Source organism: Stappia indica (assembly GCF_009789575.1).
GTDB classification, from domain to species: domain Bacteria; phylum Pseudomonadota; class Alphaproteobacteria; order Rhizobiales; family Stappiaceae; genus Stappia; species Stappia indica_A.
Genome location: NZ_CP046908.1, coordinates 3,921,395 through 3,936,734 on the forward strand (window position 1 = coordinate 3,921,395; position 15,340 = coordinate 3,936,734).

General features: G+C 68.2%; 14 protein-coding genes. 8 read left to right on the forward strand and 6 right to left on the reverse strand.

What is annotated here, in order from left to right; translation table 11 throughout:
* Positions 1-7: 7 nt before the first annotated feature.
* Genes GH266_RS18295 through GH266_RS18305 form a run of 3 tightly spaced genes read right to left on the reverse strand, consistent with a single transcriptional unit; the run spans position 8 to position 2,443 of the window.
* Positions 8-250: a DUF4170 domain-containing protein gene (locus tag GH266_RS18295; protein ID WP_158195102.1), complete on the reverse strand. Its 243-nt coding sequence runs from the start codon at positions 248-250 to the stop codon at positions 8-10.
* Between the two features lie 56 nt (positions 251-306).
* Positions 307-1,113 (reverse strand): 3'(2'),5'-bisphosphate nucleotidase CysQ, encoded by an 807-nt coding sequence (locus GH266_RS18300; protein ID WP_158195103.1) that lies wholly within the window; start codon positions 1,111-1,113, stop codon positions 307-309.
* On the reverse strand, positions 1,100-2,443 hold the full coding sequence (locus GH266_RS18305) for a TldD/PmbA family protein (protein ID WP_158195104.1): 1,344 nt from the start codon (positions 2,441-2,443) through the stop codon (positions 1,100-1,102). Before GH266_RS18305 ends, GH266_RS18300 begins: the two co-directional genes overlap by 14 nt.
* A 248-nt stretch (positions 2,444-2,691) precedes the next feature.
* On the opposite strand from GH266_RS18305, the gene GH266_RS18310 reads away from it, so the two are divergent.
* Positions 2,692-3,276, forward strand: a complete 585-nt coding sequence (locus GH266_RS18310; RefSeq protein WP_209001486.1) for a DUF6101 family protein — start codon at positions 2,692-2,694, stop codon at positions 3,274-3,276.
* Positions 3,277-3,294: 18 nt separating this feature from the next.
* Here the strand turns inward: GH266_RS18310 and ubiA are convergent, their stop codons facing one another.
* A complete protein-coding gene (gene ubiA, locus GH266_RS18315) occupies positions 3,295-4,239 on the reverse strand; it encodes a 4-hydroxybenzoate octaprenyltransferase (RefSeq protein ID WP_158195105.1) in 945 nt (314 codons plus the stop codon).
* A gap of 150 nt (positions 4,240-4,389) precedes the next feature.
* Here ubiA and purD point away from each other — a divergent pair, with 150 nt between their 5' ends.
* Entirely contained in the window at positions 4,390-5,676 is a 1,287-nt protein-coding gene (gene purD, locus GH266_RS18320; protein WP_158195106.1) for a phosphoribosylamine--glycine ligase, read from the forward strand.
* A gap of 183 nt (positions 5,677-5,859) precedes the next feature.
* The gene (locus GH266_RS18325) at positions 5,860-6,771 is read left to right on the forward strand and encodes an alpha/beta hydrolase (protein WP_158195107.1); all 912 of its coding nucleotides are present in this window, start codon (positions 5,860-5,862) and stop codon (positions 6,769-6,771) included.
* A 698-nt stretch (positions 6,772-7,469) separates the two neighbouring features.
* Here the strand turns inward: GH266_RS18325 and tldD are convergent.
* Positions 7,470-8,894 carry a metalloprotease TldD gene (gene tldD / locus GH266_RS18330; RefSeq protein WP_158195108.1) on the reverse strand — a complete coding sequence of 475 codons (1,425 nt, stop codon included), beginning with the start codon at positions 8,892-8,894 and terminating at the stop codon, positions 7,470-7,472.
* 495 nt (positions 8,895-9,389) lie between these two features.
* The gene (locus GH266_RS18335; RefSeq protein WP_425329548.1) at positions 9,390-9,920 is read right to left on the reverse strand and encodes an invasion associated locus B family protein; all 531 of its coding nucleotides are present in this window, start codon (positions 9,918-9,920) and stop codon (positions 9,390-9,392) included.
* Positions 9,921-10,614: 694 nt separating this feature from the next.
* On the opposite strand from GH266_RS18335, the gene coxB reads away from it, so the two are divergent.
* From coxB to GH266_RS18355, 5 genes are all read left to right on the forward strand, one after another.
* Positions 10,615-11,538, forward strand: a complete 924-nt coding sequence (coxB, locus tag GH266_RS18340) for a cytochrome c oxidase subunit II (RefSeq protein WP_425329549.1) — start codon at positions 10,615-10,617, stop codon at positions 11,536-11,538.
* A gap of 138 nt (positions 11,539-11,676) precedes the next feature.
* Positions 11,677-13,275: a cytochrome c oxidase subunit I gene (gene ctaD / locus GH266_RS18345; RefSeq protein ID WP_158195109.1), complete on the forward strand. Its 1,599-nt coding sequence runs from the start codon at positions 11,677-11,679 to the stop codon at positions 13,273-13,275.
* Between the two features lie 227 nt (positions 13,276-13,502).
* Positions 13,503-14,450, forward strand: coding sequence for a heme o synthase (locus GH266_RS18350; protein WP_158195110.1), 948 nt, complete (start codon positions 13,503-13,505; stop codon positions 14,448-14,450).
* Positions 14,447-14,605, forward strand: coding sequence for a hypothetical protein (locus GH266_RS23280; protein WP_199270368.1), 159 nt, complete (start codon positions 14,447-14,449; stop codon positions 14,603-14,605). The genes GH266_RS18350 and GH266_RS23280 overlap by 4 nt, the downstream gene beginning before the upstream one ends.
* A 101-nt stretch (positions 14,606-14,706) precedes the next feature.
* Positions 14,707-15,291: a cytochrome c oxidase assembly protein gene (locus tag GH266_RS18355; RefSeq protein WP_158196300.1), complete on the forward strand. Its 585-nt coding sequence runs from the start codon at positions 14,707-14,709 to the stop codon at positions 15,289-15,291.
* Positions 15,292-15,340 lie beyond the last annotated feature (49 nt).

The following is a 15,340-nucleotide window of genomic DNA, read 5'->3' on the forward strand; positions in this document are numbered from 1 at the left end:
CCAAGGGTTACTTGCCCTCGGTCTCGGGGTCGAGCAGCCGGTGCATGTGAACGATGAAGTAGCGCATGTGGGCGTTGTCGACCGACTGCTGCGCCTTCTGCTTCCACACGGTGTAGGCGCTGGCGTAGTTGGGGTAGATGCCGACGATGTCGAGGTCTTCGAGATCGCGAAAGGTCAGGCCGTCGACATGCTCGAGCTCGCCGCCGAAGACGAGATGGAGCAGTTGCTTGCCGGGTTCGGTGGTCGTCATGAACGTCACTCCGCAAACAGGGTTCGCAAGGATCTGGCCGGAGGGTCCGGCCGGCATCACGGGTTCGTCAAGAGCTGCGCGAGGATCGGCCGCAGCGGGGCGGCAAGGGCTGGCGGACCGGCCACCAGTGCCGGATGCCGGACGCTCGCCCGATTGTAGGAGAGCGGCTGCCCGTCGAGATCCTCGAGCCGGCCGCCCGCTTCCTGCACCAAAAGGTCGGCCGCTGCAAGGTCCCAGTCGCAGGCATTTTCCCGCACCACGGCGGCATCGATCCGCCCTTCCGCGACCAGCGCCAGCCGCAGGGCGAGCGAGGGCACGTAGCCGGCATGGGAAATGCCGGTTCGCATCATCGGCCCCTGGCCGGTGATCGACTTGGGGCCGGCGACGCTGGCGCCCGCCAGCACCAACTGGCCGGAGACGGCGACTTCGCGCCCGTTCAGCGTCGCGCCCTGGCCGAGCGTCGCGGTGTAGAGATCGTTGCCGACCGGCCGGAACAGCGCGGCCGCCACCGGCCGCCCGTCCTCGACGATGGCGATGGCCACGGTCCATTCGCCGGAGCCGGCGAGAAAGCCGCGTGTCCCGTCGATCGGATCGACCACGAAGCTGCGCCGGGCCGCCAGCCGCGAGCTGTCATCGGCGGTTTCCTCCGACAGCCAGCCGTAGTCGGGGCGCGCGGCCTGCAGCGCCTCGGCCAGATGCCGGTCGACGGCAAGGTCGGCCTCGGAAACGGGGGAGTCGTTCTCCTTGGTCCAGCGGCGCGGATCCTTGCGGAAATAGGACAGGGCGATTTCGCCGCCCGCGCGTGCGGCCCGGGCGATCAGCTCCATGTCCTCGCGATTGGAGCGCGTGTCACTCGCCGGCAATGGTGAGGCCCTTCAGCAGCAGGCTCGGCACCTGGTAGGCCGAGCGCGTGTCGAGGTCGCTGCCCGCTTCCAGCGAGGCGAACATCGGGATCAGGTTGCCGGCGATGGTGATCTCCGAGACCGGATAGGCGATGGCGCCGTCCTCGATCCAGAAGCCCGAAGCTCCGCGCGAGTAATCCCCGGTGACGCCGTTGACGCCGTGGCCGATGAGGTCGGTGACCAGCAGGCCGGTGCCGATCTCTGCCAGCATCTCCTCTTGCGAGCGCGTGCCGGGCGACAGGGTGAGGTTGGTGGTCGAGGGGCTGGTGCCCGCGCCCCCGCGCGATGCCCGCCCGTTGGGGGCAAGGCCGAGTTCGCGTGCCGCCGGCGTATCCAGCAGCCACGTTTTCAGGACGCCGTCCTCCACCAGCACCAGCGGAGCCACCGGACGGCCCTCGCCGTCGAAGGGACGGCTCGCCGGGCCGCGCGGCCGGGTCGGGTCGTCGGTGATGGAGGTCCCCGCGGCGAAGATCCGCTCGCCCATCCGCTCCTTCAGGAAGCTGGTGCCCCGCGCGATGGCCGCGCCATTGATGGCGCCGGCGAAATGCCCCAGCAGCGAGCGTGCCGCGCGCGGCTCGTAGACGATATCGGCGGTGCGGGTGGAGAGCTTGCGCGGGTTGAGCCGGGCGACGGCCCGCTCGCCGGCACGCCGGCCGATCTCGCGCGGATCGGCAAGGTCGGCGAGAAAGCCGCGGCTGTCGAAGTCGTAGTCCCGCTCCATCGCCGTGCCTTCGCCGGCGACCGCCGTCGCCGAGACGCCGTGGCGCGAGACGAGATATCCCCCGCAAAAGCCTTCGCTGGTCGCCAGAACCATGCCGGCGAGGCGGAACGAGGCACTGGCGCCGCCCGAGCGGCTGACGCCCTTCACGGCAAGGGCCGCGGCCTCCGCCTCGCGGGCGCGCTCGGTGAGCGCTTCGGCATCCACCTCAACCGCGTCGAGCAGTTCGAGATCGGGAAACTCGCTGGCGAGCTCTGCGGCCGGCACGAGGCCCGCGAACGGGTCCTCCGGGGCGACGCGGGCCATGGCGACGGCGCGCTCGGCAAGGGTCGCGCCCTCGCGGAAGTCGTTGGAGGAAACGCTGGCGACCCGGTGGCCGCAGAACACGCGCAAGGTGACGTCGTCGGCCTCCGAGCGCTCGCTCTCCTCAAGCTTTCCCTCGCGCATCTCGACGCCGAGCGAGACGCCGGTGGCGGCCACCACGTCGGCCGCGTCGGCGCCTGCCTTGAGGGCGGCAGCGACGAGCGCGCGGGCCTCGTCCATCAGCCGTGTCTGGTCAATCGGGTGCTGCATCTCGTGGTCCTTGCGGGGCGGGAGGCGGTCCGCTGAGCGGTCGCTGGCGACCGTAGTGCCGGGGCTGCGCTTCGGCAAGCCGGTCGCTGTGGCGGTTCAGGTTTTGTTTGCCGTGTTCGGTGACCAATCCCTAACCCTGGTTGCAACCGGAAAGTGTTAACCGTGCTTGTTAAGCAGATCGGGACGGCTCGCTGCTAGTGTGAACCCATCAGAGGCCAGACAAAAACATTGGCCCGATGGAGAGCGAATTGAGCCGTCAAACAGCACATCAGGACGCCACTGCCAAAGGATCGGGCCGCACCGCGCGGCTCGATCCCTCGCAGATGCCGCACCGCTTCGCGGCCCGCGGCACGGCCTGCGAGCCGACGCAACTCGACGTCTATATCGACCGCCAGCAGGTCATCGTCAAACGCCGGCTCGCCGGCCTGCCGCTGACCCTTGCCCAGCCGGTTGCCGTCTTCCTCGGCGTCTTCGCCGAGGTCACGCCGGGCGAGGCGCCGGGCACGCTGAAGGCCCGTATCGGCCTGATGCACCGCGATCCCGCAATGTCCATCGAACTGGCGTGCGACGACCGCCTCGAGGACCTTGCCGAAGACTGGTGCGCCTGGGGCGAGGCCCTCGGCCTGCCGCTGCTCCTGGTCGAGCCGGACGGCAGCGTCAGCCGCATCGACGGACCCGGCAATCCGGGGCGTACGCCGATGGCGCCGACCCGCCGCCGCGTCGCGGCCCTTACCGCTCGCCGGCCGCGCTTCCTGCTGCGCCGCAAGCCGGGCAGCCGCTCGCAGGCCTCCGCCGTCCATCGCGGCGAGCGCGAGCTGATCGCCCGTAATTGATTGAAAAGCAGGCGCTTTTTACAGGAGCGCCTGCACCATCGCGTCCAGCACGAGACCGGCGAACAGGATCCAGCCATAGCTCGTGTTGGAGCGGAACAGCTTCAAACACTGGTCCGGATCGTCGATGTCGAGCCGGACGATCTGCCAGACCAGATGGGCAAGGCCGACGGCCAGGCCGAGGAACGCCGCCGGTCCCGCATCCACTCCGAACAGCGCCAGCGCGAACAGCACCGTCGCCCCGCCGTAAAGGGCGGCGAGCGCCGGCTTTGTCCACGTTCCGAAGAGGCGCGCGGTCGAGCGCACCCCGACCAGCGCGTCGTCTTCCTTGTCCTGATGCGCGTAGATCGTGTCGTAGCCGATCGTCCACAGGATGCCCCCGCAATACAGCGCCACCGCCGGCCAGTCGAGCCGGCCGAACGCGGCCGCCCAGCCCATCAGCGCACCCCAGGAAAAGGCAAGGCCGAGAAACAGCTGCGGCCAGTTCGTCACCCGTTTCATGAACGGATAGACCGCAACGACCGCCAGCGAGGCGATGCCGAGCAGGATGGCGAAGCCGTTGAACTGAAGCAGCACAGCCAGTCCGACAACTAGCTGCAACAAAAGGAAGAATTTCGCCTGCCCGCGAGTGACCTGGCCGGAGGGAAGCGGACGCGAGCGGGTGCGCGCGACCTTGTCGTCGATCTCCTGATCGACGAGGTCGTTATAGGTGCAGCCGGCGCCGCGCATGGCGATGGCGCCGATCATGAAGAGCAGAAGGTGCCAGGGGTCGGGCCCGGCCCGGCCGCCGGCTATCCCCGCAAGCGCGGCCGACCACCAGCACGGCCAAAGCAGCAGCCACCAGCCGATGGGCCGCTCCCAGCGCGCCAGTCTTGCGTAGGGCCGCAGCCATTCCGGGGCCCTTGTGTCGACCCAGTGTCCCCGCACCGCATCCGCCACGCGGCCCGCGATCGTGTCGTTTTGCATCGCCTCACCTGTCGGCTATCCGCCCGCGCCGTGATACCGCCTTTGGGCTGCGGATGAAAGGCCAGCGGGCGCGTCAGGGCTTGTCTGCGACCCCGCCGCAGGCTAGGAGGCGGCAATTCCTCAAAAACATCGCGACGGGGTGAGCGACAGATGAATATCCTCCTGATCGGATCCGGCGGCCGCGAACACGCCCTTGCCTGGGCCATCGCCAACTCGCCGCTGACCGGCCGCCTCCACGTCGCCCCCGGCAATGCCGGCATCGCCGAGGAAGCCACCTGCGTCGCGCTCGACACCTCCGACCCCTCTGCCGTCATCGCCTATTGCCGCGACCAGGAGATCGGTCTCGTCGTCGTCGGACCGGAAGGGCCGCTGGTCGCCGGCCTCGTCGACGAGCTGATGGACGCCGGCATCAAGGCCTTCGGTCCGCGCAAGGCACCGGCGAGCCTGGAAGGCTCGAAGGGCTTCACCAAGGACCTTTGTGCCCGTGCCGCGATCCCCACCGCCGCCTATGGCCGCTTCACGGATGCCGCCGCCGCCAAGGCCTATATCGCTGAGGTCGGCGCGCCTATCGTCGTCAAGGCGGATGGGCTTGCCGCCGGCAAGGGCGTCGTCGTGGCGATGACCGAGGCCGAGGCGCTCGCCGCGGTAGATGCTTGTTTTGACGGCGAATTCGGCGCTGCCGGCGCCGAGGTCGTGGTCGAGGAATTCCTGGAAGGCGAGGAGGCGAGCCTCTTCGTGCTGTCCGACGGCCGCAACGTGCTGCCGCTCGCCAGCGCCCAGGACCACAAGCGCGTGGGCGAGGGCGACACCGGCCCGAACACCGGCGGCATGGGCGCCTATTCCCCGGCGCCGGTGATGACGCCGGAGCTGACCGAGCGCGCCATGCGCGAGATCGTCGAGCCGACCGTGGCAACGCTGGCCGCCGAGGGAACGCCCTTCGTCGGCGTGCTCTATGCCGGGTTGATGATGACCGCGGACGGCCCGAAGCTGATCGAATACAACGTCCGCTTCGGCGATCCGGAGTGCCAGGTGCTGATGATGCGGCTCAAGGACGACATCGTCACCTTGATGCTCGCCTGCATCGACGGGACGCTCGACAAGGTCGGCGCGCGCTGGCGCGACGAGGTGGCGTTGACCGTGGTGCTGGCCGCGAACGGCTATCCCGGCGTCTACGACAAGGGCACGGTTATCCACGGTCTGGAGGCGCTCGAGGGGGACCCCGCGCTCAAGGTCTTCCATGCCGGAACGCGGCGCGACGACGACGGCCGGCTGCTCGCAAACGGCGGGCGCGTGCTCAACGTCACGGCGCTCGGGCGCACCGTCGCGGAAGCCCGCGAGCGCGCCTATGCCGCCATCGAACGCATTGATTGGGCTGAAGGTTTTTGCCGCCGCGACATCGGCTGGCGGGCGGTCGCGCGCGAGGACGGCACGGCCTGAGGGCCGCTTTCGGCGCTTGCAGAATTTCGAGACGGATTTTGCGAAATTCCGTCTCGAAATTCGTAAAATTCGAGAATCGCCTCTCGAAATCGCCGATTGCGCCGGACGGCCGCAGGCGCTTCAATCGCGCCCGAGCAGGTTCCGCGAGGAGGGCCTGCCGACCGGATGGCTCGGGAGGCTTCGATGCAGGGCGATGACGATCTCTTTCCAGGCTTCGCGGCGGGGATATCCCGCGGCGAGGGCGTGGATATCTTCTATCGCATCAGTGGCGGCGAGGGTCCCCCGCTCCTGCTGCTGCACGGTTATCCCCAGACCCACGCGATGTGGCACACTGTTGCCGGAGAACTTTCCCGCCACTTCACCGTCGTCGTGCCGGATCTGCGCGGCTACGGCCGTTCGAGTGCGCCGGAGGGCGATGCGGACCATCACCTTTATTCCAAACGCGCGATGGCGGCCGACATGGTCGCGGTCATGGCCGGGCTCGGCCACGACAGCTTCATGGTCGCCGGCCACGACCGCGGCGGGCGGGTCGGCTACCGGATGGCGCTCGACCATCCGGAGAAGGTGCGGCGGCTCGCCGTGCTCGACATCCTGCCGACCTACGACTACTGGCAGAACATGGACTGGCGCTACGGCATGGCCATCTATCACTGGCTGTTCCTGGCCCAGCCGAAGCCGCTGCCCGAACGCCTGATCAGTGGTGCCCCCGACTTCTATCTCGACCACACGCTGGCGAGCTGGACGGCGCGCAAGGACCTGTCGGCCTTCGATGCGCGCGCGCTCGCCGACTACCGGGCCTCGTTCTCTCAGCCGGCCCGCCAGCACGCGGCCTGCGAAGACTACCGGGCCGGCGCGACCATCGACATGGCGCTCGACACTGCCGACCGCGAGGCGGGCCGCAAGATCGCCTGCCCGCTGCTGACGCTCTACGGCGACGGGGGCCTGGCGCAAAAGACCGCGACCCCGGTCGAGACCTGGTCGCGCTGGGCGAGCGACGTGCGCGGGCAGGGCGTCGATGCCGGCCACTTCCTGGTGGAAGAGGCCCCGGCGGCAACGCTCGCCGCGCTGCTGCCGTTCCTTCTGGGCGAGGCGTGATCGCCGTTTTTTGAAGCGCCGGCAGCGCCTGGGACGACGCGCAAGCGCCGTGGCCCGCCGGTCCCGGGTCGCAGCTGCGCCTTGCCCGGGAGGACGCTGGGAGAGGGCGGAGCGAGGAGCTTGGGAGGCGGCGGCTGCCTCCCGTCTCACGCCTGCCGAGGTTGCCAATGGATCCCGGCTCTCCGGCTTCGCTTGCGGCCGGGAAGACGTCCGAGGGGGAGGCAGAGCGGTGCCCAAGAGGGCGCTGGGAGAGGGAGGCAGCGCCTTGCCCGGGAAGACGCCGGAGGGGTCGGAGCGAGGGGCTTGGGAAGCGACGGCCTTCCGCCTCATGCCGGCTAAGGGTGCCAATGGTTCCCGGTTCTGCGCTGCGCTGGACCGGGATGACGTCCTGAGAAAAAGGTACGGCCTCACATCCCCTCTGTTGTCACCCCGGCCAAGCGCAGCGCGCGCCGGGGCCCATTGGCTGCCAGAGCGGCAGCGAGACGGCATGCGGCCCCGAAGGGCGGAATGGACGGGAGGTGCGATGCAACGCCTGCCGAGGTTGCCAATGGCTCCCGGCTCTCCGGCTTCGCCTGCGGCCGGGATGACGTCCGAGGGGGAGGCAGAGCGGTGCCCGGGAGGACGCAAGGAGAGGGCGGAGCCAAGGAGCTTTAAGGAGGCGCGCCTTGCCCCAACTGCCACCATCCGAGGCTCCCGCCTCAGACGGCGGTGCCGCCGATGGTCATCTTGTTGATGCGCAGGGTCGGCTGGCCGACGCCGACCGGCACGCCCTGGCCCTGCTTGCCGCAGGTGCCGATGCCCGGATCGAGCGCCAGGTCGTTGCCGATGGCCTCGACCCGCGTCAGCGCGTCCGGGCCGTTGCCGATCAGCATGGCGCCCTTGATCGGCGCGCCGATGCGTCCGTTCTCGATGCGGTAGGCCTCGGTGCAGGAGAAGACGAACTTGCCGCTGGTGATGTCGACCTGGCCGCCGCCGAAGGAGACCGCAAAGATGCCGTCCTTGACGCCTTCCAGGATTTCGCCCGGATCGCGGTCGCCGGCCAGCATCACCGTGTTGGTCATGCGCGGCATCGGAATATGGGCGAAGGACTGGCGCCGGCCGTTGCCGGTCGGGGCGACGCCCATCAGCCGGGCGTTCTGGCGGTCCTGCATGTAGCCGGTGAGAATGCCGTCCTCGATCAGCACGGTGCGCCCGCTCGGCGTGCCCTCGTCGTCGACGGTGAGCGAGCCGCGCCGGCCGCCGATGGTGCCGTCGTCGACGATGGTGACGCCCTTCGAGGCGACGCGCTGGCCCATCAGGCCGGCAAAGGCGGAGGTCTTCTTGCGGTTGAAGTCGCCTTCCAGCCCGTGGCCGACGGCCTCATGCAGCAGGATGCCGGGCCAGCCGGGGCCAAGCACCACGTCGAAGCTGCCGGCGGGAGCGGGCACCGCTTCCAGATTGACCAGCGCCTGGCGCAGCGCCTCGTCGACGGCATGCTTCCAGCTGTCCTCGGTCAGGAAGGCCTCGACCATGTCGCGCCCACCGAAGCCGTGCGAGCCGCTTTCCTGCCGGCTGCCGTCGCCGGCGACCACCGAGACGCCGAAGCGCACCAGCGGGCGCACGTCGCGCACCCGGTGCCCGTCGGCGCGCAGGATCTCCACCACCTGCCAGGAACTGGCGAGCGAGACGCTGACCTGCCGCACCTTGGGATCGCGGGCCCGCGCATAGGCATCGATCCGCTGCAGCAGCGTGACCTTGTCGGCAAAGACCGGCGAGGCGATGGGGTTGCCGTCGCCGTAAAGCCTTGCGTTGGTTCGCGGCGGGGCCTCCGCATAGGTGCCTGAATGGCCGGAGGCGACGGCGGAGACTGCGTCGGCGGCCCGCTCGAGCGCTGCGACCGAGATCTCGCCGGAATGGGCGTAGCCGGCGGCCTCTCCGGCAACGGCGCGCAGGCCGAAGCCGCGGCTGGTGTCGTAATTGGCGCCCTTCAGCCGGCCGTTGTCGAAGACGAGGCTCTCCGACTGCCGGTATTCGAGGAAGAGCTCGCCGTCGTCGGCGCCCTTGAGAGCGCGGGCGAGCACGCTGCGCGCCTGCTCCTCGCTCAGGCCGGCACCGGCAATCAGGTCGGTCGTGGCATCGCTCATCGGTCGTGTCCCGCGAAAGAGGTATCTGAAAGGGAAACTAGGGGGTCGGGCCGCACTTGCACAGCCCCGCCGGAGACAGCGGGACGAAAACAGCCGGGAGTTGAGCGCGGAGGGGAGGTTGCGAGTCTCTCTAGAGAGGCGGCCGAGATGGAGGCGCCAGCCACCCCTCAAGGCTGTCACGCCTGCGCAGGCAGGCGTCCAGTATCCGCCGAGGCGTATGGTGCCGCGACGGCGGCAGCCTCCGGTCATGCGGCGGCACAATACGGCTGGAACCGGACCGCCCCTGGCTACTGGCCCCCGGCCTCCGGCTTCGCCGGAACCGGGGTGACAGGCAGAGAGTGCGGCTCGGGCAATATGCCTTCACTGCCGCCATGCGAAAGATCGTCGTGATCTTCAGTGCGTGAAGGAAAGACAAACCCAGCGATCTGTGTTGACGACCCGGCCGCCGAAATCCGCGTCTCCGGCTTCAACCCGCCGGAAAAACCGAGAAGCCGCTTACGGCAGGGCGGCAAAGCCTTCCGAGAAACCGTTCAGCGAGATCGGGATGCCGATGCCTTCTTCCGGCGTCTGGAAGATGACGAAGGTGGCGGCACTGCCCTTCTGCATCTTCTCGATCAGGTCGTCCTGCATGACCACCTCGACGATGCAGCCGTTGGGCAGGCAGCGCACGAAGCCGGCGCGCCCGACATCGGCATCGTCGACGCGAAGGCCGAGGCCCATCGGCAGCAGCACGCCGAGCGGCGCCAGCACGCGCAGCAGGCGCGACTGCTTGTCGGCGGTCTTCAGCACGATGACGGAGAGGCCGACATTCTCGCGGTCGTCGGCGGTGACGTTCTGGATCAGCGCGCATTGCTCTTCCTGCGCGCCGGCCGGCGTGTCGCAGCGCATCTGCCAGTCGCCGTGCACGGAGCGGACCGCGCCCTGGGCATGGGCCAGCGGAACGGCCACGACATTGGCCAGAACGGTGGCCACAAGGGCGAGAACGGCCGCGAGGCGGAACGTGGTCGGCTTGGTCAAAACAGGCACGGGCGAGACTCCGTAGGTTCGCAGCGGTACAATTCCCTTGGCCGGTTTCCCGGTCTTCGTGTGGTGCGCGGCGCCCCGTTTCCGGTGCGCGGCACGCCGTGTCGCCTGCCCGTCCTGCACCCCGCCCTGCGGGTCGCGGCCAGCGGCGCGGTGCGGCAGGAAGAAGCGGCAAAGGGTCCCCGGGACGGGCGCGATCGTCGTCTGATTCGCGCGAAACCGCGCGCATTCCGCTTTGTCGGTCCTCGAAAGGTCGATTTCAAGGCGAAACCGCCCGAACGCTACCCTTTCCCGGAACGCAAGGCGCGGCGAGGGGTGTCCGCGCCGGCCACGGCGAAAGGAAGGCGAGGATTCGGCCGGAATTTGGGCATTCCCGAAACTACTGGATTGCGCAACGCGGCGGCTTATGGTTTTTCAGGCCGACTTTGACATCGGTCAAACTGCGGTCAAGTAATCCTTGCGGCGTTTTGACACCCCTTTCTGTCATCTCGACATGCGATAAGCTAAGGGGTATCGGGCGTGGCGCGGGGTGACCCGGCGACGGGCTTGGCGTGGCGCCTGGGCGGCGCGGCGCCTGCAAGAGACGATTGGCGCAGCGCCTGCGAAAGCCAGCGATGGCGGCGCAGCGCCTGCAAGAGACAGTAGTGGGATTTCGCCTGGCACAGCTGGCCGGCGGGGTCAGGAAGGGAGCACGGACGTGACAGGACTGGTCAAGCGTCTGACGAAGATTGCAGCGGCGGCGCTCGCCCCGTTCGCCTTTGCCGGTGCGGCGATGGCCGCCCAGCCGACGCCGTGGCAGCTGGGTTTCCAGCCGGCCGCGACGGAAGTGATGGAAGACATCACCTGGTTCACCGATTTCACGCTGGTGATCATCACGGTCATCACGCTGTTCGTTCTGGCCCTCTTGGTGTGGTGCATCATGCGCTTCAACTCCAAGGCCAACCCGACGCCGTCGCGGACCTCCCACAACACCCTCATCGAGGTGGTGTGGACGCTGGTCCCGATCCTCGTCCTGGTGATGATCGCGATCCCCTCGTTCCGCCTGCTCTACAAGCAGGTCGAGATCCCGGCATACGACATGACCATCAAGGTGACCGGCTACCAGTGGTACTGGGGCTACGAGTACACCGACGAGGCCCTGTCGGACATTTCCTTCGAGTCGATCATGCTGCGCGAGGACGCCGAGCGCGCCGAGCGTGCCGCCGCCTTCAACCGGCCGATCGAGGAATATCCCCGCCTGCTGGCCGTCGACAACGAGGTCATCGTGCCGGTCGGCAAGACGGTCCGTCTGCAGATCACCGCAGCCGACGTGATGCACTCCTTCGCCATGCCGGCCTTCGGCGTGAAGATGGACGCGATCCCCGGCCGCCTGAACGAGACCTGGTTCAACGCCAAGCAGACCGGCATCTTCTACGGCCAGTGCTCCGAGCTCTGCGGCAAGGACCATGCCTTCATGCCGATCGCCATCCGGGTGGTCGAGGAGGCGCAGTTCCAGGCCTGGGCGGAAGCCGCCAAGGACGACGTCGAAGAGGCCACCCGTCAGCTGATGGCCTCCATCGCCAAGCCGGCCGGCACCGCTGCCGCCCCGGCAGCCGGCTCGCTGGACGTCGCCGCACGCTGATCGACTTCACGGCGTGCGAGGCATCGCCCCGCACGCCGACAGGTCCGGGCCGGAACAGGTTCGCACGGGTTTGCTCACATGGGCTTGTCCCCGGACTGACGGGCCGAGGTAAAATTCTCTAACGAGGGAGCTTGGAAGATGGCCACTGCAGCGCATGCGCACGGCGATCAGGACCGTCCTACGGGATGGACGCGCTGGGTCTATTCGACCAACCACAAGGACATCGGTGTCCTCTATCTGATCTTCGCGATCATCGCGGGCATCATCGGCGGCGCGCTCAGCGTCGGCATTCGCCTGGAGCTGCAAGAGCCGGGCATGCAGTATTTCACCGATCCGCACACGTTCAACGTGTTCACCACGTCGCACGGCCTCATCATGATCTTCTTCATGGTCATGCCGGCGCTGATCGGCGGCTTCGCCAACTTCTTCGTGCCGATCATGATCGGCGCGCCGGACATGGCGTTCCCGCGGATGAACAACATCTCGTTCTGGCTGCTGCCGCCGGCATTCCTGCTGCTGCTGCTGTCGCTGTTCGTGGAAGGTCCTCCGGGCGCCAACGGCGTCGGTGGCGGCTGGACGATCTATCCGCCGCTCTCGACCTCCGGCCAGCCCGGACCGGCGATGGATCTGGCGATCCTGGCCCTGCACGTGGCCGGCGCCTCCTCGATCCTCGGCGCGATCAACTTCATCACCACCATCTTCAACATGCGCGCTCCGGGCATGACGCTGCACAAGATGCCGCTCTTCGCCTGGTCGGTGCTCGTGACCGCCTTCCTGCTGGTGCTGTCGCTCCCGGTCCTGGCCGGCGCCATCACCATGCTGCTGACGGACCGCAACTTCGGCACGACGTTCTTCGATCCGGCCGGCGGCGGTGACCCGATCCTGTTCCAGCACCTGTTCTGGTTCTTCGGTCACCCGGAGGTGTACATCCTGATCCTGCCGGCCTTCGGCATCGTCAGCCACATCATCTCCACCTTCGCCCGCAAGCCGATCTTCGGTTATCTCGGCATGGCCTACGCCATGGTCGCCATCGGCGTCGTCGGCTTCATCGTGTGGGCGCACCACATGTACACCGTCGGCCTCGACGTCGACACGCAGGCCTATTTCGTCGCGGCGACCATGGTCATCGCGGTGCCGACCGGCGTGAAGATCTTCTCGTGGATCGCCACCATGTGGCAGGGCTCGATCTCCTTCCGCACCCCGATGCTGTGGGCGGTCGGTTTCATCTTCCTGTTCACCGTGGGCGGCGTGACCGGCGTGCAGCTGGCCAATGCCGGCCTCGACCGCGCGATGCACGACACCTACTACGTGGTGGCGCACTTCCACTACGTGCTGTCGCTGGGTGCCGTGTTCGGCATCTTCGGTGCCTGGTACTACTGGTTCCCGAAGATGTTCGGCTACATGTACAACGAGACCATCGGCAAGGCCCATTTCTGGATCACCTTCGTCGGCGTGAACCTCGTGTTCTTCCCGCAGCACTTCCTGGGCATGGCCGGCATGCCGCGCCGCTATGTCGACTATCCGGATGCGATGGCCGGCTGGAACGCGGTGTCGTCCTACGGCTCGTACATCTCGGCCTTCGCGGTCCTGGTGTTCCTGTTCGGCATCTTCGAGGCCTTCGCCAAGAAGCGCCTGGCCGGCGACAACCCGTGGGGCGAGGGCGCGACGACGCTGGAGTGGACCCTGTCCTCGCCGCCGCCGTACCACCAGTTCGAGACCCTGCCGCGGATCAAGTGATCCCGGCGTGACACGGACAGACCGCGCCGGCACTCCGGCGCGGTCCCCCGGCAGGGCCTTCGATCGGTCCTGCCCCCGGCAGGCGCCCTTCGGGGCGCCGCGCCATTGAGGTTCCCGCCCGCCTGCCGTATCGGCACGGGCAAGAATGAGACCGCCCAACGAGGGCGGGACGCACGAGAGAGACCTGCCCACCGAGGGCGGGACGCACGAGAGAGACCGGAGCAGACATGTCGCTCGCAGACTACCAGGACCGCAGGCTGGACGCCGCCGCCCATGGCGGACAGGGCGATGTCGGCGATTACCTGGCGCTGCTCAAGCCGCGGGTGATGTCGCTTGTCATCTTCACGGCGCTGGTCGGCCTGCTGATCGCCCCGGGAAGCATCCATCCCGTGCTCGGCGCGGTGGCGATCCTGTGCATCGCGGTCGGTGCCGGCGCCTCGGGCGCGCTGAACATGTGGTACGACGCCGACATCGACGCGATCATGTCGCGCACCGCGCGCCGCCCGATCCCGGCCGGCAAGGTCACCCCCGAGGAGGCGCTGGCCTTCGGCCTGACGCTCTCGGCCTTCTCGGTCCTGGTGCTCGGCCTTGCGGTCAACTGGCTGTCCGCCGGCCTGCTGGCCTTCACCATCTTCTTCTATGCCGTCGTCTACACGATGTGGCTGAAGCGCTCGACGCCGCAGAACATCGTCATCGGCGGCGCCGCCGGCGCCTTCCCCCCGATGATCGGCTGGGCCGCGGTGACCGGCACCGTGACGGTGGAAAGCATCGTCCTGTTCCTGATCATCTTCATGTGGACGCCGCCGCATTTCTGGGCGCTGTCGCTGTTCAAGCGCGGCGACTACGAGGCCGCCCGCGTGCCGATGCTGCCCGTCGTCGCCGGCGAGGACGCGACCCGCACGCAGATCCTCGTCTATTCGGTGCTGCTGGCCCCCATCGGCGTCGCCCCGGCGCTGCTCGGCTTCGCCTCCATGGCCTATGGCGCGGCCGCGGCCGTGCTCGGTGCCGTCTTCGTCTGGTACGCGCTTCGCGTCTACGCGCGGCGCGAGGGCGATGCGGCGCGCAAGGCGGCGGTGCGGCTCTTCGCCTTCTCGCTCGTCTACCTGTTCCTGGTCTTCGCGCTGCTGCTGGCCGACAGCGTCGCTGCGCGCCTGATCGCCGGAGGCTGGCTGTGAGCGACGACGACGGCATCCGCCAGACGGAAGAGCAGAAGAAGCGCCAGCGCAAGCGCTCGCTCGCCATTGGCCTGGCTATTGCCGGGCTGGTGCTGCTGTTCTACGTGATCACGCTGGTCAAGATGGGACCGGGCGTGCTGAACCGCCCCCTGTAACGGACCCTGCGAGAGGAAGGCATCGCATGACGCGACAGACCGATACCCCCGACCAGGCATCCGCGACGCCGCGCGATGCGACCGCCCCCGACCGCGAGGCGATGCTGGCCCGCAAGAACCGGCGCATCGCCGTCGCCGTGCTCGGCGGCGTGATGACGATGGTCGGTGCGGCCTACGCCGCCGTGCCGCTCTACGAACTGTTCTGCCAGGTCACCGGCTATGGCGGCACCACCCAGCGCGCCGACGCGCCGACCGGCACGATCATCGACCGGACGGTCACCGTGCGCTTCGACGGCAACGTCAACTCGAACCTGCCGTGGAATTTCGGCCCGAAGGAGCGCGCGATCACGCTGCGCATGGGCGAGAGCCGGCAGACCGCCTATGTGGCGCACAACAACGGGGGCGACGCCAATATCGGCACCTCGGTGTTCAACGTCACGCCCTTCGAGGCGGGCGCCTACTTCAACAAGCTCGAGTGCTTCTGCTTCACCGAGCAGCCGCTCGCGGCGGGCGAATCCGTCGAGATGCCGGTGGTCTTCTTCATCGATCCGGCGATGGACGAGGACCCGCACCTGAAGCATATCAAGGAGATCACCCTCTCCTACACGTTCTTCCCTGCAAAGGGACCTGAAACGCCGGTGGCCGCGGCTCCTGCCGTGACGCCGGATCCAAGCAACCGCATGTGAGTGCGCAGGCCCGCCTGCCGGCGGCATGATTTCAATCGGGGGAGTGTAC

Bases quoted from the DNA above. Each gene is read 5' to 3' on its own strand.
- GH266_RS18295 (WP_158195102.1), bottom strand. From the start codon at position 250: ATGACGACCACCGAACCCGGCAAGCAACTGCTCCATCTCGTCTTCGGC.
- GH266_RS18305 (WP_158195104.1), bottom strand. From the start codon at position 2,443: ATGCAGCACCCGATTGACCAGACACGGCTGATGGACGAGGCCCGCGCG.
- ubiA (WP_158195105.1), bottom strand. From the start codon at position 4,239: ATGCAAAACGACACGATCGCGGGCCGCGTGGCGGATGCGGTGCGGGGA.
- purD (WP_158195106.1), top strand. From the start codon at position 4,390: ATGAATATCCTCCTGATCGGATCCGGCGGCCGCGAACACGCCCTTGCC.
- GH266_RS18325 (WP_158195107.1), top strand. From the start codon at position 5,860: ATGCAGGGCGATGACGATCTCTTTCCAGGCTTCGCGGCGGGGATATCC.
- tldD (WP_158195108.1), bottom strand. From the start codon at position 8,894: ATGAGCGATGCCACGACCGACCTGATTGCCGGTGCCGGCCTGAGCGAG.
- ctaD (WP_158195109.1), top strand. From the start codon at position 11,677: ATGGCCACTGCAGCGCATGCGCACGGCGATCAGGACCGTCCTACGGGA.
- GH266_RS18350 (WP_158195110.1), top strand. From the start codon at position 13,503: ATGTCGCTCGCAGACTACCAGGACCGCAGGCTGGACGCCGCCGCCCAT.
- GH266_RS18355 (WP_158196300.1), top strand. From the start codon at position 14,707: ATGCTGGCCCGCAAGAACCGGCGCATCGCCGTCGCCGTGCTCGGCGGC.